The 16,981-nt window shown below is 38.4% G+C and carries 19 protein-coding genes; 12 read left to right on the top strand and 7 right to left on the bottom strand.

Annotated features, from left to right (window positions below):
- Complete coding sequence (locus P8610_RS13065; RefSeq protein WP_289495846.1) at nucleotides 1–204, bottom strand: ChaB family protein; 204 nt, start codon at nucleotides 202–204, stop codon at nucleotides 1–3.
- Nucleotides 205–456: 252 nt separating this feature from the next.
- Here P8610_RS13065 and P8610_RS13060 point away from each other — a divergent pair, with 252 nt between their 5' ends.
- A complete protein-coding gene (locus tag P8610_RS13060; protein WP_066245880.1) occupies nucleotides 457–1,005 on the top strand; it encodes a peroxiredoxin in 549 nt (182 codons plus the stop codon).
- Between the two features lie 181 nt (nucleotides 1,006–1,186).
- Nucleotides 1,187–1,852, top strand: coding sequence for a potassium channel family protein (locus tag P8610_RS13055; RefSeq protein WP_289495844.1), 666 nt, complete (start codon nucleotides 1,187–1,189; stop codon nucleotides 1,850–1,852).
- A gap of 44 nt (nucleotides 1,853–1,896) precedes the next feature.
- Here the strand turns inward: P8610_RS13055 and rnjA are convergent, their stop codons facing one another.
- Both rnjA and P8610_RS13045 read right to left on the bottom strand, forming a co-directional pair.
- Entirely contained in the window at nucleotides 1,897–3,567 is a 1,671-nt protein-coding gene (rnjA, locus tag P8610_RS13050; RefSeq protein WP_328083660.1) for a ribonuclease J1, read from the bottom strand.
- A 3-nt stretch (nucleotides 3,568–3,570) separates the two neighbouring features.
- On the bottom strand, nucleotides 3,571–3,780 hold the full coding sequence (locus P8610_RS13045) for a DNA-dependent RNA polymerase subunit epsilon (protein ID WP_289495842.1): 210 nt from the start codon (nucleotides 3,778–3,780) through the stop codon (nucleotides 3,571–3,573).
- Between the two features lie 382 nt (nucleotides 3,781–4,162).
- Between P8610_RS13045 and P8610_RS13040 the strand changes: the two genes are divergently transcribed.
- Entirely contained in the window at nucleotides 4,163–5,071 is a 909-nt protein-coding gene (locus P8610_RS13040) for a DMT family transporter (RefSeq protein WP_394604803.1), read from the top strand.
- Nucleotides 5,072–5,146: 75 nt separating this feature from the next.
- On the top strand, nucleotides 5,147–6,580 hold the full coding sequence (locus tag P8610_RS13035) for a carbon starvation CstA family protein (RefSeq protein WP_394604741.1): 1,434 nt from the start codon (nucleotides 5,147–5,149) through the stop codon (nucleotides 6,578–6,580).
- 1 nt (nucleotide 6,581) lies between these two features.
- Here P8610_RS13035 and P8610_RS13030 read toward each other — a convergent pair whose 3' ends face one another.
- Nucleotides 6,582–6,704: a hypothetical protein gene (locus tag P8610_RS13030; protein WP_394604740.1), complete on the bottom strand. Its 123-nt coding sequence runs from the start codon at nucleotides 6,702–6,704 to the stop codon at nucleotides 6,582–6,584.
- Between the two features lie 461 nt (nucleotides 6,705–7,165).
- Nucleotides 7,166–7,717, bottom strand: a complete 552-nt coding sequence (gene def / locus P8610_RS13025; protein ID WP_394604739.1) for a peptide deformylase — start codon at nucleotides 7,715–7,717, stop codon at nucleotides 7,166–7,168.
- A 586-nt stretch (nucleotides 7,718–8,303) separates the two neighbouring features.
- Between def and pdhA the strand changes: the two genes are divergently transcribed.
- From pdhA to P8610_RS13000, 5 genes are all read left to right on the top strand, one after another.
- Nucleotides 8,304–9,386, top strand: a complete 1,083-nt coding sequence (gene pdhA / locus P8610_RS13020; RefSeq protein WP_394604738.1) for a pyruvate dehydrogenase (acetyl-transferring) E1 component subunit alpha — start codon at nucleotides 8,304–8,306, stop codon at nucleotides 9,384–9,386.
- 1 nt (nucleotide 9,387) lies between these two features.
- Entirely contained in the window at nucleotides 9,388–10,365 is a 978-nt protein-coding gene (locus tag P8610_RS13015) for an alpha-ketoacid dehydrogenase subunit beta (protein ID WP_289495838.1), read from the top strand.
- A 104-nt stretch (nucleotides 10,366–10,469) separates the two neighbouring features.
- Nucleotides 10,470–11,798, top strand: a complete 1,329-nt coding sequence (locus tag P8610_RS13010; RefSeq protein WP_394604737.1) for a dihydrolipoamide acetyltransferase family protein — start codon at nucleotides 10,470–10,472, stop codon at nucleotides 11,796–11,798.
- A gap of 4 nt (nucleotides 11,799–11,802) precedes the next feature.
- A complete protein-coding gene (lpdA, locus tag P8610_RS13005; protein ID WP_394604736.1) occupies nucleotides 11,803–13,215 on the top strand; it encodes a dihydrolipoyl dehydrogenase in 1,413 nt (470 codons plus the stop codon).
- 357 nt (nucleotides 13,216–13,572) lie between these two features.
- Complete coding sequence (locus P8610_RS13000) at nucleotides 13,573–13,803, top strand: hypothetical protein (RefSeq protein WP_394604735.1); 231 nt, start codon at nucleotides 13,573–13,575, stop codon at nucleotides 13,801–13,803.
- A 7-nt stretch (nucleotides 13,804–13,810) separates the two neighbouring features.
- Here P8610_RS13000 and P8610_RS12995 read toward each other — a convergent pair whose 3' ends face one another.
- A complete protein-coding gene (locus tag P8610_RS12995) occupies nucleotides 13,811–15,298 on the bottom strand; it encodes a glycine betaine uptake BCCT transporter (RefSeq protein ID WP_394604734.1) in 1,488 nt (495 codons plus the stop codon).
- A gap of 298 nt (nucleotides 15,299–15,596) precedes the next feature.
- Here P8610_RS12995 and P8610_RS12990 point away from each other — a divergent pair, with 298 nt between their 5' ends.
- Complete coding sequence (locus tag P8610_RS12990) at nucleotides 15,597–15,734, top strand: hypothetical protein (RefSeq protein WP_394604733.1); 138 nt, start codon at nucleotides 15,597–15,599, stop codon at nucleotides 15,732–15,734.
- 49 nt (nucleotides 15,735–15,783) lie between these two features.
- On the opposite strand, the gene P8610_RS12985 is transcribed toward P8610_RS12990, so the two are convergent.
- The gene (locus P8610_RS12985) at nucleotides 15,784–16,212 is read right to left on the bottom strand and encodes a DUF1885 family protein (protein WP_394604732.1); all 429 of its coding nucleotides are present in this window, start codon (nucleotides 16,210–16,212) and stop codon (nucleotides 15,784–15,786) included.
- A 214-nt stretch (nucleotides 16,213–16,426) separates the two neighbouring features.
- Between P8610_RS12985 and P8610_RS12980 the strand changes: the two genes are divergently transcribed.
- Both P8610_RS12980 and P8610_RS12975 read left to right on the top strand, forming a co-directional pair.
- On the top strand, nucleotides 16,427–16,726 hold the full coding sequence (locus tag P8610_RS12980; protein WP_289495832.1) for a DUF3055 domain-containing protein: 300 nt from the start codon (nucleotides 16,427–16,429) through the stop codon (nucleotides 16,724–16,726).
- Between the two features lie 103 nt (nucleotides 16,727–16,829).
- The gene (locus tag P8610_RS12975) at nucleotides 16,830–16,961 is read left to right on the top strand and encodes a GapA-binding peptide SR1P (protein ID WP_394604731.1); all 132 of its coding nucleotides are present in this window, start codon (nucleotides 16,830–16,832) and stop codon (nucleotides 16,959–16,961) included.
- The last annotated feature ends 20 nt before the right edge of the window (nucleotides 16,962–16,981 follow it).

Genomic DNA, 16,981 nt, shown 5'->3' with positions numbered 1-16,981 from the left:
TCAGGAGTCTTTACTTTTCCACGTACCATCTTCAGTTTTTTTGTATTTGTGTTTAACAGCACTCCACGCTACTTTATGAGCTGTTTCTTCTTCTTTATATTCTTTAAGTGCAGAATTGAATGCTTCTTTATAAATTTCTTGCCCATGGTGGGGGAGGTTATCTTTTACCCCATCAGGCAGTTCTCTTATTGAATCATATGGCAATGTTATCCCTCCTTTGATTATATGATTTCCCAAGCAATCCTCAATTCAAACTACTTTATTGAGAATGTAATTATCTATAACGAGCGGATTATTTCACTTTTTTAGTTTAACTTGCTATGATTAAGGAGAAATTAAAAAGTGGGAACAAAAATCCTTATTTAAATTAATTATTACTTAATATTGACTAAAAATAAGGGTTGTACTATAATTACCCATGTAAATAAAACAGATTTTTTGGAGGGATTTTCACCTATGGCAGAACGTATGGTAGCAAAACAGGCACCTCGATTTGAAATGGATGCAGTATTACCAAATAAAGAATTTGGAAAAGTAAGTCTTGAAGAAAACATGAAGAACGACAAATGGACAGTTCTTTATTTCTACCCAATGGACTTCACTTTCGTATGTCCAACTGAGATCACTTCTCTTAGCGACCGTTTTGACGAGTTTGAAGACCTTGATGCTGAAGTAATCGGTGTTTCAACTGATACTATTCACACTCACAAAGCATGGATCAACACTCCTCGTGACATGAACGGACTTGGAGAGTTAAATTACGCACTAGCTGCTGATACTAACCACTCTGTAGCACGTGACTATGGTGTTCTAATCGAAGAAGAAGGTATTGCTCTTCGTGGATTATTCATCATCTCTCCTGAAGGTGAATTAATGTACTCTGTAGTAAACCACAACAACATCGGCCGTGATGTTGAGGAAACGTTACGTGTTCTTCAAGCGCTTCAAACTGGCGGACTTTGCCCAGCTAACTGGAAGCCTGGACAAAAAACTCTTGAAGTTTAATAACTAATTTTGATTGAAATAACCCAAGACATAGTTCTTGGGTTATTTTTGCAATATAAAAGAAGATGAGTGGATAACGTGTTTTTTTCGTTTTTATACATATGATGCAATAAGATAAGATAATGAATAATTGAATATGTGGTAAAATAAGGCTATGACACTGGGATTGGAGTGAGTATGTTTGAAGAAGCAGTTTGCTGTTATCGGTCTGGGGCGTTTTGGAGGCAGTATGTGCAAAGCATTGTCTGATCAAGGAATGGAAGTATTAGCGATAGATATTGATGAAGATCGAGTGAATGAGTTTTCAAATATTGTGACACATGCTGTAATTGCTGACTCAACAGATGAAGGTGTGTTAAAAAGTTTAGGTATACGGAACTTTCAGCATGTTGTAGTGGCTATCGGAGATAATCTCCAATCAAGTATACTCACCACCCTCATATTAAAAGAAATGGGTGTTGGTAAAATAACGGTTAAAGCACAGAATGATTATCATGAAAAAGTGTTAAGGAAAATAGGAGCAGATAAGATTATTCACCCTGAACGCGATATGGGTGTACGAATTGCTCACCAAATCGTATCTAATAACGTTCTGGATTACTTAGAATTATCCGATGAACATAGTATAGTAGAGCTTGTAGCAACTCAAAAATTAAATGGGAAATCTCTGATCGAACTTGATATCCGTGCACGATTTGGCTGTAACGTTGTTGCTGTAAAACGGGGTAAAGATATCTTTGTATCACCACAAGCTGATCAATCGATCCGTCAGGGAGATGTGCTTATTGTAATTGGCAAGGACAAAGATATAAATCGGTTAGAAAAGCAAATGGCAAACGAAGAATAAAAAACCGTTACCCTCAAAAAGGGGAACGGTTTTTATTATGTTTATTAAATTTCCATAATAATAGGAAGAATCATTGGACGCCTTTTTGTCTTTTCATACAAAAACGGTGCTAATGTGTCTGTTATTTCGTTTTTGATTTCCGACCATTGAGTTGTTCGTTTTTCATTCATGATCGTTTCAAGGTGCTTACTTAGTAAACTTTGTGCGTCATGAATCAGATCTCCTGATTCCCGCATATAAACAAATCCTCTGGAGATGATATCAGGTCCTGCCTCAATTTTAAATTCCTTCATGTCCATGCTTACAACGACAACAACAAGTCCCTCTTCTGAGAGGATTTTACGGTCTCTAAGAACGATGTTTCCAATATCGCCAATTCCGCTGCCATCAACATAAACAGATCCAGAAGGGATTTTACCTGCAACCATCGCTTCATTTTGGGATAAAGCAAGTACTTCACCATTATCCATTACAAAAGAATTTTGCGAAGGAACATCACAATCAGATGCAAGTTTCGTATGCATCTTAAGCATTCTATACTCACCGTGAATCGGCATGAAGAACTTTGGCTTCATTAGACGAAGCATAAGCTTTTGTTCCTGCTGACCGCCATGTCCTGAAGTATGAATATCGTTTAAAGATCCATGAATAACTTCCGCACCTGCACGATATAACTGGTTAATCGTTTTACTTACACTGAGTGCGTTTCCTGGGATCGGTGAAGATGAAAAGACAACAGTATCACCAGGAATGATTTGAATCTGACGGTGTGTGCCATTTGCAATTCTAGATAGAGCTGCCATTGGCTCACCTTGGCTCCCTGTACATAAAATTGTAACTTGATTATCAGGAAGACGGTTAATTTGGTTTGCATCCACAAACGTATTCTTAGGTGCCTTAATAAATCCAAGTTCTTGTCCTACCGTGATTGCCGAATCCATGCTGCGGCCAAAAACTGCTATTTTACGGTTGTTAGCGACTGATGCTTCAACAACCTGCTGCAATCTATGAATGTTTGATGCGAAGGTAGCAAAGATAACTCTGCCTTCCATTTTCCTGAAGATATCTTGAATACTTTCTCCGACACGTCTCTCAGATAAAGTAAATCCAGGAACTTCACTGTTTGTTGAGTCAGAAAGCAAGCACAGAACGCCTTCTTTTCCGATCTCAGCCATCTTCGTTAAGTTTGCTGGTTCACCAACAGGTGTGAAGTCAAACTTAAAGTCACCTGTATGTACAATGTTACCTGGAGGTGTTTTCACAACTAGGCCGTATGAGTCTGGAATGCTGTGAGTGGTTCTGAAAAAGCTTACAGAAGTTTTTCTGAACTTAATCACATCATCTTCTGTGATTTCATGTAATTGCGCACGGCGTAGCAAACCGTGTTCTTCAAGTTTGTTCTTAATTAACGCTAGTGCAAGTTTACCGCCATAAATCGGAATGTTAACTTGTCTTAACAGATAAGGAATACCGCCAATATGATCTTCATGACCGTGAGTGATGAATAAACCTTTAATTTTTTCTTCGTTTTTTACAAGGTACGTATAATCAGGTATTACGTAATCGATTCCCAAAAGCTCATCTTCAGGGAATTTGATACCTGCATCAATTAAAATGATTTCATCTTGAAATTGAACGGCATACGTATTTTTACCGATTTCTCCTAAACCGCCAAGAGCAAAAACAGCGGCTTGATGATTTTTTACAAATTTCATAAATTATACATTCTCCAATTCCAATGAGTTCGTTTCTTTTTCATACTCTAGAAATTTACCGTTAATTTCTTGTATGAACTCAATGTTGTATTTGCGGTCAGCTAGTTTTAGACGTACATCATTAATCGTTTCAGCTTCTACATATACTGTTTGTGTATGTTCGCGAACAGGAACCTCTGTTAAGCTAGTTTGAAAAAATACTTTATAAATCATCTTTCATGTCTCCTTACCGGTCTGTAGTTTTTGAGTTTCTTTGTCCTATTATAAAGGAAAGTGACATGTTTTTCATGTTTTTTCATAAAGGTTCATGTTAAAACACGTAATAATAGAAAAATAATTACTATTAAGTGTACATTGTTATCCATTATAATGACTGTAGTCTTAAGAAAATTTAACTTAGTTAATAATCAGTTTTCCATTATTATTTTGCTGTTTGACCCATTTTCTTAATTTCTTTAAAAAACGCATTCTCATTTTCATTTATTGCCCTCCGTCACTTTTTTTATTACATAGTATGTGTAAGTTATAAGAGATTTTGAGAGGGAAATTGTTACATTTTATTTAAAGGCTTTTATATAAAGGGGGAGTCGAAGTGATGAAACTTTATTCAGCACTTTTCGTTTTAAGTTTGATCTGGGGAATGTCTTTTTTGTTCATAAAGGTTCTGCTTAGTGTGTTTGATCCTTGGCAGATTGTTTTTATTCGATGCTTGCTAGGAATTCTCACCATTCTGCCTTTGTTTCTTTTAAGTAAACAAATCGTAAACTTGGGATCTATTCCTGTAAAAAAGCTTGCATTTGTAGGCGTACTGAATGCAGGAATTCCTTGGGGTTTAATCGCTTGGAGTGAAACTTTTCTTGATAGTGGATATACAGCCATTCTAAATGCTACAACTCCAATTTGGACAACGATGATGGGAGTTTTTTTCTTTTCGATAAAATTGCAATGGAGACAATGGATAGGGGTTATGATAGGTTTCGTGGGAATAATATTTTTAATGGATATTGATGCACCAGGACTTGCGAAGAACCAGCTTATATTAGGAATTGTCTTAATGCTAATAGCTACAAGCTGCTATGGCTACAGTTCACAATATACTAAGAAACATTTACAAGGAACGACAGTTTGGATAACAGCCTCTACAACTCTTTTAGCTGGACTTTTATTAAGTACTATAATGATGGGGTTCACTGGTGGATGGCATCTGCCTGATCATGCGTTCGATCAAAAGGTTGTACTCTCCTTGATAGGTCTAGGTGTTTTCGGATCAGGCATAGCATATCTTTTGTATTATTACATGATCTCAGCTGGTTCAGCAGAGTTCGCTACTCTTGTGACGTATCTAGTTCCTGTATCAGCCGTGATATGGGGAAGTGTGTTATTGAATGAGAAGATACATCCTATCGCTTTTTTAGGATTGATATTGATTTTTACTGGAGTTTATTTAACTGGAAAGAAAAAACGAGTAAATGCTATTTCAATCAAACATGACCAATCCGCGTGAACACTCAGTTTAAAATTGAGTGTTTTTTCTTTTTCGTGTAGAATGTAAGCGTATACAACACGGGAGGGGATCAGCATGATTACATTTTTATTATCCATCGTTTTATTGATTGTCGGTTATTTTACGTATGGAAAGTATGTTGAGAAAGTATTTGGGATTAAGCAAAACAGGAAAACCCCAGCATATGCACAAAAAGATGGTATTGATTATGTGCCTATGGGAACGAAAACAAATTCCCTCGTTCAACTATTAAACATTGCAGGTGTGGGTCCAATCTTCGGACCGGTTATGGGAGCACTATATGGACCTGTTGCCTTTCTATGGATTGTATTAGGAGCCATATTCGCAGGTGCTGTTCACGATTATTTAACGGGAATGATATCGATTCGTAATCGAGGGGCGCATCTTCCCCAGCTAGCTGGTAAGTTTTTAGGGAAAGCGATGAAGCATGTTGTAAACGGGTTTACGCTCTTACTTTTGTTATTAGTAGGTACCGTTTTCGTCAGTGCTCCAGCTGCACTTATTCATGATTTAACAGGAAACTGGATGAGTTTAAGTGTGATCATTGGTCTTATTTTCGTCTATTATATTTTAGCAACGCTTCTGCCGGTAGATAAGATTATAGGCCGCGTTTACCCTATCTTTGGGGCATTGCTTGTAATCAGTGCAGTCGGTATTGGTGGAGGACTAATTCTCACGGGAGCACCTATCCCAGAAATCTCATTAGAAAATATGCATCCTGATAATGTACCAATTTTTCCTTTATTATTCTTAACCATTTCTTGTGGTGCACTTTCTGGGTTTCATGCTACACAGTCACCGATTATTTCCCGCACGACTAAAAATGAAAAAGAAGGCAGAAAAATCTTTTATGGCATGATGATTGCAGAAGCTGTAATCGCTATGATCTGGGCAGCTGCAGCTATGAGCTTGTTCGATGGGAAATCACTTGCCGCAATCATTGCACAAGGCGGACCTGCAGCCGTTGTAAGTGAAGTGTCCGTTACAATGTTAGGAGCAGTTGGTGGTACCCTTGCTGTCATTGGAGTAATTATTTTACCTATTACTTCAGGTGATACTTCATTTAGAAGCGCAAGAATGATTTTAGCTGATTATTTTAATATCAGCCAAAAGAAACTAGCTCCAAGACTTTGGATTGCAATACCTATGTTTGTAATTTCTTTTCTACTAACTAAAATTGACTTTACACTTTTATGGCGTTATTTTTCGTGGGCAAATCAATCTACAGCTATGCTTGCTTTATGGGTAGGCGCTATGTATTTAAAGAGATCGAATAAAAACCACTGGATCGCAACGCTGCCTGCCATCTTTATGACAATGGTAACGGTTACTTATATATGTAATGCCCCTATCGGATTAGGATTATCAACAATGATTTCCTATTCAATCGCTGGAGTTACGACGGTGTTTGTGACAATGTTATTTATTCGAAGTAAAACAAATGAACAAGACGCATTGCTCGTTGATGATGACCGTGATGCAGCTTAAACTATATAAGCTGTTGTCGAAAACTTTGTTGCTTTTGGAAGTGGATGATTTCCGTTCCAGGTACTCGCTTTCCGCGGGGCAGGCGGTGAGCCGCATTCGTACGTTTCACGTATAAGTGTCTCACCTGCCCTCTTTAAGGTTCCTTGCTCCTGCGTCTACATGTTCTTGCTATCGTAGTGAGGTTCCTCGTCGCATGCCTTGCTTAGAAGCTTCTCAAGTGGTAGGCACGCACCTTGCACTCCAATCATCAATCATAGATGATTGGAGCGTTTATAAATGAGGGATGACTCAAATTGGAGTCATTCCTCTTTATTTTTTGCCTGCTTTCTAATTGGGTTGAGGGTATAGACTTCTTTATATTTGTCGAGGTATGTCAACTCGCGGATAAACTGGGAAATCTCGTGGATAAATAGCCAAAACTCGTGGATATAATTCTTGAATTTCTGGAAACATTGCAGGAATTTTCTCAAATCGGTGGTTTTATACCCCAATGCGTATATGTACTTACCCTTTAGTGAACGTAAAAATAACCCACAAAGGCTTTTTTTGCGCCCTTATGAGTTATCTTCTGGTAATTCTATTCAGCTATCTGAACACTACTGAGTTTGCTGGTGGTTCAAATGGCTGTTTTTCATTGATGCGATCGTAGAACATGATGCCGTCCAAATGATCCAGTTCATGCTGAAAGCAAATTCCGGGCAGACCTTTTAACTTAAGTTCCACTTCAGAACCATCTGGTGAAAATCCTTTTACGGTTACTTTGGCATAACGAGGAACAAGCCCTGGAACCTCTCGATCAACAGATAGACAACCTTCACCACCGTCTAAATAAGTCATCTGAACAGAGTGGCTAATAATTTTTGGGTTTAATAATGCATAGCTGTATAACTTTCCATTTTCATCAGTAACGTGGAAAGCGAAAATACGTTTTGTAATGCCAATTTGAGGTGCTGCTATTCCAATTCCTGGCCTTAAATTGTATTTACTTGCAATTTCAGGATCTTGACTGTTTTTTACAAACTCGAGTAGCTGGTTAGCGATTTTAATATCTTCTTCTGAAAAAGGGACAGGTACCTCAGCTGCTTTTTCTCGTAAAGCAGGATGACCTTCTCTTACAATATCTTTCATGGTTAACACAAGCATAACCTCCGTGCCATTAAACTTTTTATCTAATTACAATTTCCTCTTATCATAACATAGAGGTTTTTTAATAAAAAAGAACGGAAATACAAAATTCTTTTGTGACTTGGACTTCTGCCAATTTGAAGAATAAACAAAATCAATTTTAAGCAACATTAATAAACACGTTGAAATATCAATATTTTCTATGAAACAGGAACTAATACAGTGGTTATTTTTTAGTGAAACAGTTTAATGGAATTCAGTTAGTATCTTAAAATGAAAAACACTTAAAGTTGTATTAACTATATGCAACCTATAGATTGACTGTGTTTGAAGGGTGGTGTAAACTAATTTACGTGAAAAGGATTGTTGTGTTACTCTAGTTACATAAAATAGTAATACAGTTAGGGTGCCGCAAGATGGTTTAGCTCTTGAATACAAGGGAAAACTTCAGGTGGGTACACAAAGGCATACCTAAAAGCCTTTTAAAAATATAAACCTGTCTTAAAAATGTATCACTTTGGGCAACCTGTTAAATATGTGCATGTTTTTAAGATAAGGGAAAATTGACAGGGTAAAAGAAAGGAAGAGGTGACTTTTCATGACGAAAACAATTGATGCTGTTCAAGATCAATTTGAAACGTTCCAGATTCTTTCTGAAGACGGAGAAGTTGTTAACGAATCGGCGATGCCGAAATTGTCTGATGAAGATCTGCAAGAATTAATGCGTCGCATGGTTTACACACGTATTTGGGATCAGCGTGCAATCTCTTTAAACAGACAAGGACGTCTTGGTTTCTATGCACCAGTAGCTGGACAAGAAGCTTCGATGCTTGGAACTCATTTTGCATTAGATAAAGAAGATTGGATTCTTCCAGGATACCGTGATATCCCACAAATGGTTTTCCACGGTTTCCCATTATCTCAAGCTTTCTTATGGTCTCGTGGACACTACCAAGGTGGACAGATTCCTGAAGGCGTTAACGTATTAATGCCGCAAATTATCATCGGTGCTCAAATTATCCAAGCTGCTGGTGTTGGTTTCGGTCTTAAGAAACAAGGCAAGAAAAATGTATGTATCACATACACAGGTGACGGTGGAGCATCACAAGGTGACTTCTATGAAGGACTTAACTTTGCAGGTGCTTATCGTGCTAATGCAATTTTCGTTGTTCAAAACAACCGTTTTGCTATCTCTGTTCCTGTTGAGAAGCAATCTGCAGCAAAAACAATCGCTCAAAAAGCGGTTGCAGCTGGTATTGAAGGTATTCAAGTTGACGGAATGGATGTTCTTGCCGTGTATGCAGCGACTCAACAAGCTCGTGAGCGTGCAATTTCTGGTGAAGGTCCTACCTTAATTGAAACTCTTACTTATCGTTATGGACCACATACGATGGCAGGGGACGACCCTACTCGCTACCGTACAAAAGATCTTGATAACGAATGGGAAAAGAAAGATCCACTAGTTCGTTTCCGTAAGTTCTTGGAAAAGAAAAACCTTTGGTCTGAAGAGCAAGAAAATAAAGTAGTTGAAGAAGCGAAAGAAGATATTAAAGCTGCCATCAAGAAAGCAGACGGAGCTCCTAAGCAAAAGGTTACTGACCTAATTGGGTTCATGTTTGAAGACCTTCCGTTCAACCTTCGTGAGCAGTTAGAAGAATACACAGCAAAGGAGTCGAAATAATATGGCTCAAATGACTATGATTCAAGCAATTACAGACGCTATGCGTAATGAATTAAAGAACAATGAACAAGTTCTTGTTTTCGGTGAAGACGTTGGTCAAAACGGCGGAGTTTTCCGTGCTACTGAAGGACTTCAAAAAGAATTTGGAGAAGAGCGCGTTTTTGATACTCCGCTAGCTGAGTCTGGAATTGGGGGACTTGCAATAGGTCTTGGGCTTACAGGTTTCCGTCCAGTAATGGAGATTCAGTTCTTTGGATTCGTTTTTGAAGTATTTGATTCAGTTGCTGCACAAATGGCTCGTATGAGATACCGTTCAGGTGGAGTTTACACTTCTCCTGTAACAATTCGTTCACCATTTGGTGGTGGCGTTAAAACACCTGAGCTTCATGCAGACAGCCTTGAAGGCTTGATGTATCAAACTCCTGGTATCAAGGTTGTTATTCCTTCAACTCCTTATGATGCAAAAGGACTTTTAATCTCTGCTATCCGTGATAATGATCCGGTAGTTTATCTAGAGCATATGAAATTGTATCGTTCTTTCCGTGGTGAAGTGCCAGAGGAAGAATACACGATCGAACTTGGTAAAGCAGATGTGAAGCGTGAAGGTAAAGATGTATCTATCATTACTTACGGTGCTATGGTTCACGCATCACTAAAAGCTGCTGAAGAATTAGAAAAAGAAGGTATTTCTGCTGAAGTTATTGACCTTCGTACAATCAGCCCGCTTGATATTGAAACAATCATGGCTTCTGTTGAAAAAACAGGACGAGCTATCGTGGTACAAGAAGCACAGAAACAAGCTGGTATTGGTGCGTTCGTTGTTGCTGAAATTAACGACCGTGCAATCCTTCACTTAGAAGCACCTGTACTTCGTGTAACAGCACCAGATACAGTGTTCCCGTATGCTTCTGCAGAAGATGTTTGGATCCCAGATCATCGTGATATTGTAGAAAAAGCAAAGAAAGTCTACAATTTCTAAAAAAATGAATGTTAGCTGAAAGAGAAGTCTGTAATAGACTATTTCTTTCAGCTCTTTCACATAAGTGACGAATAAAGATTGTTATAAAATAGGAGGCGTTAGTCGTGGCATATGAATTTAAGCTTCCCGATATTGGTGAAGGAATTCACGAAGGTGAAATCGTAAAGTGGTTTGTTAAAGCAGGGGACGCAGTTAAAGAAGACGATATTCTGCTTGAAGTACAAAACGATAAGGCTGTAGTTGAAATTCCATCTCCTGTAGACGGTAAAATCCTTGAATTAAAAGTAGATGAAGGAACAGTATCTGTTGTTGGTGATGTTCTAGTAACGATCGAGGCAGAAGGTGAGATTCCTGCTGATGCTCATGGCGGAGGCGACGAAGCTCCGGAACAGCCTAAAGCTGAAGAAGAGAAGAATGTGACTGCTGATCAAGCGAAAGAAGCTGATCAATCAGAAGCTAAAACAGATAAAACGGAAGATACATCTAAAGAAGAACCAGCAGACGAATCTAAACGTGTAATCGCAATGCCTTCTGTTCGTAAATATGCTCGTGAAAAAGAAGTAGATATCCGTAAAGTACAAGGTTCTGGAGATAACGGACGTGTATTAAAAGAAGATATTGACAAGTTTGTAAGCGGCGGTGGAGAAGCGGCGGCAGAAGCACCAAAAGCTGGCGAAGAAGCACCTAAAGCGGAAGCGAAGAAAGAAGCTCCAAAAGCAATTCCAGCTGGAGAAATGGAAACGCGTGAAAAGATCAAAGGAATTAGAAAAGCGATCTCTAAAGCGATGGTTAACTCCAAACATACAGCTCCACATGTTACACTAATGGATGAAGTGGACGTTACTGATCTTGTTGCACACCGTAAGAAGTTCAAGCAAGTTGCTGCTGATAAAGGCATCAAGCTTACTTATCTTCCATACGTGGTAAAAGCATTAACTTCTGCACTTCGTGAGTACCCAGTGCTTAATGCATCGATTGATGATGCTAACGAAGAAATCGTGTACAAGCACTATTACAACATCGGAATCGCAGCAGATACAGATAACGGTTTAATGGTACCAGTTGTAAAAGATGCTGATCGTAAATCCATCTTCAAAATCTCTGCTGAAATCAATGAGCTAGCTACTAAAGCACGTGATGGCAAGCTTTCTGGTGAAGAGATGAAAGGCGGATCTTGTACGATTACAAATATCGGTTCTGCAGGCGGTCAATGGTTCACACCAGTAATCAACCACCCAGAAGTAGCGATCTTAGGTATCGGCCGTATTGCTGAAAAAGCAGTTGTTAAAGATGGAGAAGTAGTAGTAGCTCCTGTTTTAGCGCTTTCTCTTAGCTTTGACCACCGTCTAATCGATGGTGCAACAGCTCAAAATGCATTGAATCACATTAAGCGTTTATTGAACGATCCACAACTATTAGTAATGGAGGCGTAATTCGATGGTAGTAGGAGATTTTCCAATTGAGTTAGACACACTTGTTATTGGTTCAGGTCCTGGGGGATATGTTGCGGCTATTCGCGCTGCACAATTAGGACAAAAAGTGGCTATTGCGGAAAAGGCAGAAATGGGCGGCGTTTGTTTGAACGTTGGTTGTATTCCATCAAAAGCTTTAATTAATGCAGGTCACCGTGTAGAACATGCTAATCACTCAGAAGATATGGGTATTACTGTTGAAAACGTAAAAGTTGATTTCAGCAAAGTTCAAGACTGGAAAGCAGGCATCGTTAAGAAGCTTACTGGCGGAGTAGAAGGACTTTTAAAAGGAAATAAAGTGGAAATCCTTCGTGGTGAAGCTTATTTCGTAAATGAAAACACTGTACGTATCATGGATGAGAAAAACTCTCAAACTTACACGTTCAAAAATGCGATCATCGCTACTGGATCACGTCCTATTGAAATCCCAGGTTTCAAATGGAGTGACCGTATTATCTCTTCTACAGGAGCTCTTGCTCTTAAAGAAATCCCTAAGAAGATGGTAGTTATCGGTGGCGGATATATTGGAATGGAGCTTGGAACGGCTTATGCTAACTTTGGTACTGAAGTAACAATCCTTGAAGGTGGAAAACAAATCCTTCCAGGGTTCGAAAAGCAGATGAGTCAAGTTGTTTCTAAGCGCTTGAAGAAAAAAGGCAATGTGGAAGTATTTACTGAAGCAATGGCTAAAGGCGTAGAAGAAACAAAAGACGGTGTTACTGTAACAGCTGAAATCAAAGGTGATTCAAAAACTTTTGAAGCAGATTATGTACTTGTAACAGTTGGACGCCGTCCAAACACTGAAGAACTTGGTCTTGAGCAAGTTGGTGTTGAAATGACTGAACGCGGTCTTATTAAGATCAACAAGAAAGCTCAAACAAGCGTTAACGGCATCTATGCAATCGGTGATGTAGTTGAAGGTCCAGCTCTTGCTCATAAGGCATCTTATGAAGGTAAAGTAGCAGCTGAAGTTATCTCAGGACATGCAGCTGAAATTGATTACTTAGCGATTCCTGCTGTCGTATTCACAGACCCAGAACTAGCTTCTGTAGGTTATGATGAAAAGTCAGCAAAAGAAGCAGGATATGAAGTGAAAGCTTCTAAATTCCCATTTGCAGCTAACGGACGTGCTCTATCTATGAACGAAACAGATGGTTTCATGAAACTTATCACTCGTAAAGAAGATGGACTCGTTTTAGGAGCTCAAATTGCTGGTGGAAATGCATCTGATATGATCGCTGAATTAGGATTAGCAATTGAAGCAGGAATGACTGCTGAAGATATTGCTATGACGATTCATGCGCATCCAACTTTCGGAGAGATTTCTATGGAAGCAGCTGAAGTTGCGATCGGACTTCCAGTTCATATCGTAAAATAAATAAAACAAAACCCCCTTGCAGGCTGTAATTTCAGCTTGCAAGGGGGTTTTTTTATGTCTCTTTTCTATAAGGTTGTTGTTTTTAAGTCTTTTACCTCGGAGCAAAGCATCTTCATTGAAAAGTTGATTGTAGTGCAAGGTGCGAGACTCCTGGGGGATTAGCGGGACAGGTGAGACTCCTAAGGTCGCAAAGCGACGAGGAGGCTCACCGCACGCCCCCCGGAAAGCGAGCATCCTGTAACGGAAATCAACCACATTCTAGAGCGACAAAGATTGGAAAACCAGCATTTTTCATTCAATCATATATTGCAAAATGTGTCATACCCTTTAATTATAATGAAGTACACGGAGGACAAGATGAACGTATTGTTTAGTATACTTATTCAATTTGTAATGTGGTGCGGATATTCAATCGTTCTTTTTCTTTCGCACCATGATCATAGTTTTTACGAAACGATCCTATTGCTGATGTTTGGATATTTCAACTTCTTAGTGGCATACCGATTCATTCAAAATAGGGCAGTGGCATTCCATGTTACAATTTCAATAACCGTTATTTATGTTACGGGTAAACTTTTGTTCATTTAGTCGAGTATTATTTTTTCTCTTCAGATAAAGCTTTTTGAAGAGCAAACATCATAAAGATTAAAACAAACGCAAATGGAAATGCAGCAATGATGGAAGCTGTTTGTAACGCCTCTAAACCACCGGAATACAAAAGGATTGCAGCTGCAGCAGCAATAACTATTCCCCAGATAAACTTTGTCATAGAGGAAGGATTTAACCGGCCATGGCTCGTTTGCATACCAAGTACAAATGTAGCTGAATCAGCAGATGTAATAAAGAACGTACTGATCAAGAATATAGCAAGCATTGACATGATCGTTCCAAAAGGCAAGTTTTCAAATAATGCGAATAAAGCAACCTCAGTTCCTTTATCTGTAATGATTTTATTCAAACCAACATTGTTGAAAATCTCCAGATGTAATGCTGCTCCTCCAAAAATTGAAAACCAAAGAGCTCCAAAAACGGTAGGAACCAACAATACTCCTAATATGAACTCACGAATGGTTCTTCCTTTAGATACACGTGCGATAAAGGTGCCGACGAAAGGTGCCCAAGCAATCCACCACGCCCAATAAAAGACGGTCCAACCTTGTATCCATCCAGCTTCACTAGGACGAAACGGACTTAACTTCAAACTCATACTAGGCAAATATTGAAGGTAATTTCCTAAAGACTGTACAAATACGTCCATAATAAAGTTTGTAGATGATGCAAAGAGCAAGAAAGCCATTAGTAAGACAGCTAGAAAAATATTAAGGTTACTTAAATATTTAATACCTTTGTTCAATCCTGTTTGAGCAGATAGAGTAAATAATATAGTAACAATAGCAATAATAATCAACTGTGTTGTAAAGTTATTAGCTATATTCGTTAAATATGAAATACCTCCGCTTATTTGTACTGCCCCAAGTCCGAGTGATGTTGCAACCCCGAAAATGGTAGCGAATACAGCGATAATGTCGATTGTTTTACCAATAGGTCCATTTACTTTATCTCCTATTAACGGAGTGAAGATGGAGCTGATTAGACCTGGAGCCCCTTTTCTGAATTTAAAATAAGCAAGCGATAACCCGATGAGTGTGTAAATTGCCCATGGATGTAATCCCCAGTGAAAGAAGCTATATCTGAGAGCGGCTTGCGCTGAGGCTGCATTTCCGCCTTCTCCTGAAGGTGGAGTATAGAAATGACTTATCGGTTCTGCTACACCCCAAAATACAAGACCAATTCCCATTCCGGCACTAAATAACATGGCAAACCACGTGACGGTATGGTATTCGGGTTTTTCATCTGGTTCTCCAAGTTTGATTTTTCCGTACCTGCTAAAAGCTAAATAAAGAACAAAGATTAAAAAGCTTGTAGCGGAAAGTAGATAGAACCACCCAAATTTTTCTTGCAAGAAATTTTGGATTGCTGTAGCTTTTGTTTGGAATTCGGCAGGAAATAAACTTCCTATAATAATAAAAACGATAGAAATCAATAGTGAAACGATAAAAACAGTATTAGGTTGTTTTTTCATTTCGTCACATCCTTTCTCAATATGTATTCTTTTTATTTTCCCCTAAGGGCCCGAAAGTTTACATTGTAGTAAAAATAAAATAGGAAGTCCAATCATATGATTGGGCTTCCTATTCGATAATGGCCTATTAAAACTAATTATTGGTGCTTTAAAAGTAAAGTGTGAGCGGGAAGTGTCTCTGTAATTTACTGACTAGCTTCAGGGCCTATACTCTCAATTCTTCTTTAATATACAAAAGAGAAGAATTTAAATGTTTATCTTTTTCTTTTCTTCCTTTGCAAGTTGATAGGAGTGCAAAGTGCGAGACTCCTGCGGGACAGGCGGCCAGGTGAGACACTTATACGTGAAACGTACGAATGTGGCTCACCGCCTGCCCCGCGGAAAGCGAGCACCTGGAACGGAAATCAACCACTTACAAGAACAGCGAAGAATCTAACATTAGAATTCAGCTTTCCAAAAACAACAAAGCTAATATAAAATTGTTTCTATTTCTTCGGATAATAATACATCACTCTGCCGTTAAAAAGGTGGAGTTCGCCTTTCAGCTTTGAAGCTAAAAACTTACAAAACTCATTCGCTTTTCCCTTGTCTCCATGAGTAGAAATATCAGTTAGTGACACTTGAATGTAGTTCACCATTTCTTCTGAATCGGCCAGTTTCTCTTCTCCTACACCGATTAAGATATACTTATTTTTCTGTGGATCTACCCCTTTTAAATAAAACCATTTGTGGTCCGCTTCTTCTTTTTCCTCAATTGTATAAGGAAATGCCGCTTCAGAATAACCCCATGATAGTTGGTCACCCGTTTTTGAGGTGATAGAACGGTAGTACATGAGTAAGTCTTTCACTTCTTCTATTGTGATAACTTGTTTTTCAGAAGCGGGAACAAGCTTTATATAGGCGTTTTGAGACATGTAACTCACTCCAGTTAGTCATTTTTAAAGGCGTTTATACATAGAATAGTATATCATATTTTAAGAAGATTTTGACAAATTGGAGTTTAAATATCCATATTTAAGGGAATTACTCTTACATTCAATTGCAGTCCTATTAGTATACCTCATTTATTTATAGCAGGTTATACGCAGCCCGATCGATGAACAGTGAAATCATACGAGGAGGGATAACATGGAATGGTTTGAAAAATTGTATGACGAGAGTGAATCCGTAAATGTCCGGTTTGTAGGTTTTACTACAGATACAGTAAGATATGATTTTGGTATTGTTTACACAAATATGTTTTTTGGCAAGCCTTTAGTGGTTTGTATGCAAACGGGAAGATCGGCTTTATTAGATTCAAATGATATGAGGAACTTGGAATATATCCGACAGGTTTTTCATATTAAGACCCTTAAAGAAGCGGAAGATCTTGCTCTTTTCTTTGAAGAAGCGGTCCCGCATATTCCTGTTATCGAACAATATGATTAATGAGCACATTTTTTTAATGTGTTATACTAAATGTATTGACAAACTAAATGTGACATAATAATATATAGGTATAAACGTAAGCGCTTTCAAAATGTGAAGGGAGATGGATCGGATGGGTGTAATCATTTGCCAAACGTGTGAAACAACAATAGAGCATTTTGAAGAGGAAAAAGTAACAACTTTGTATTCAAACAAATGTCCACATTGCCAAGAACAGGCTAAATTAGAAAAGTAAAAAAAAGAAGACCCTGCAGG

The sequence above is a fragment of the Fictibacillus sp. UD genome (assembly GCF_043558025.1).
Taxonomy (GTDB): Bacteria; Bacillota; Bacilli; order Bacillales; family Fictibacillaceae; genus Fictibacillus.
Note: the sequence above shows the minus strand (reverse complement) of the source record. Positions and strands in the feature narration are given on the sequence as shown.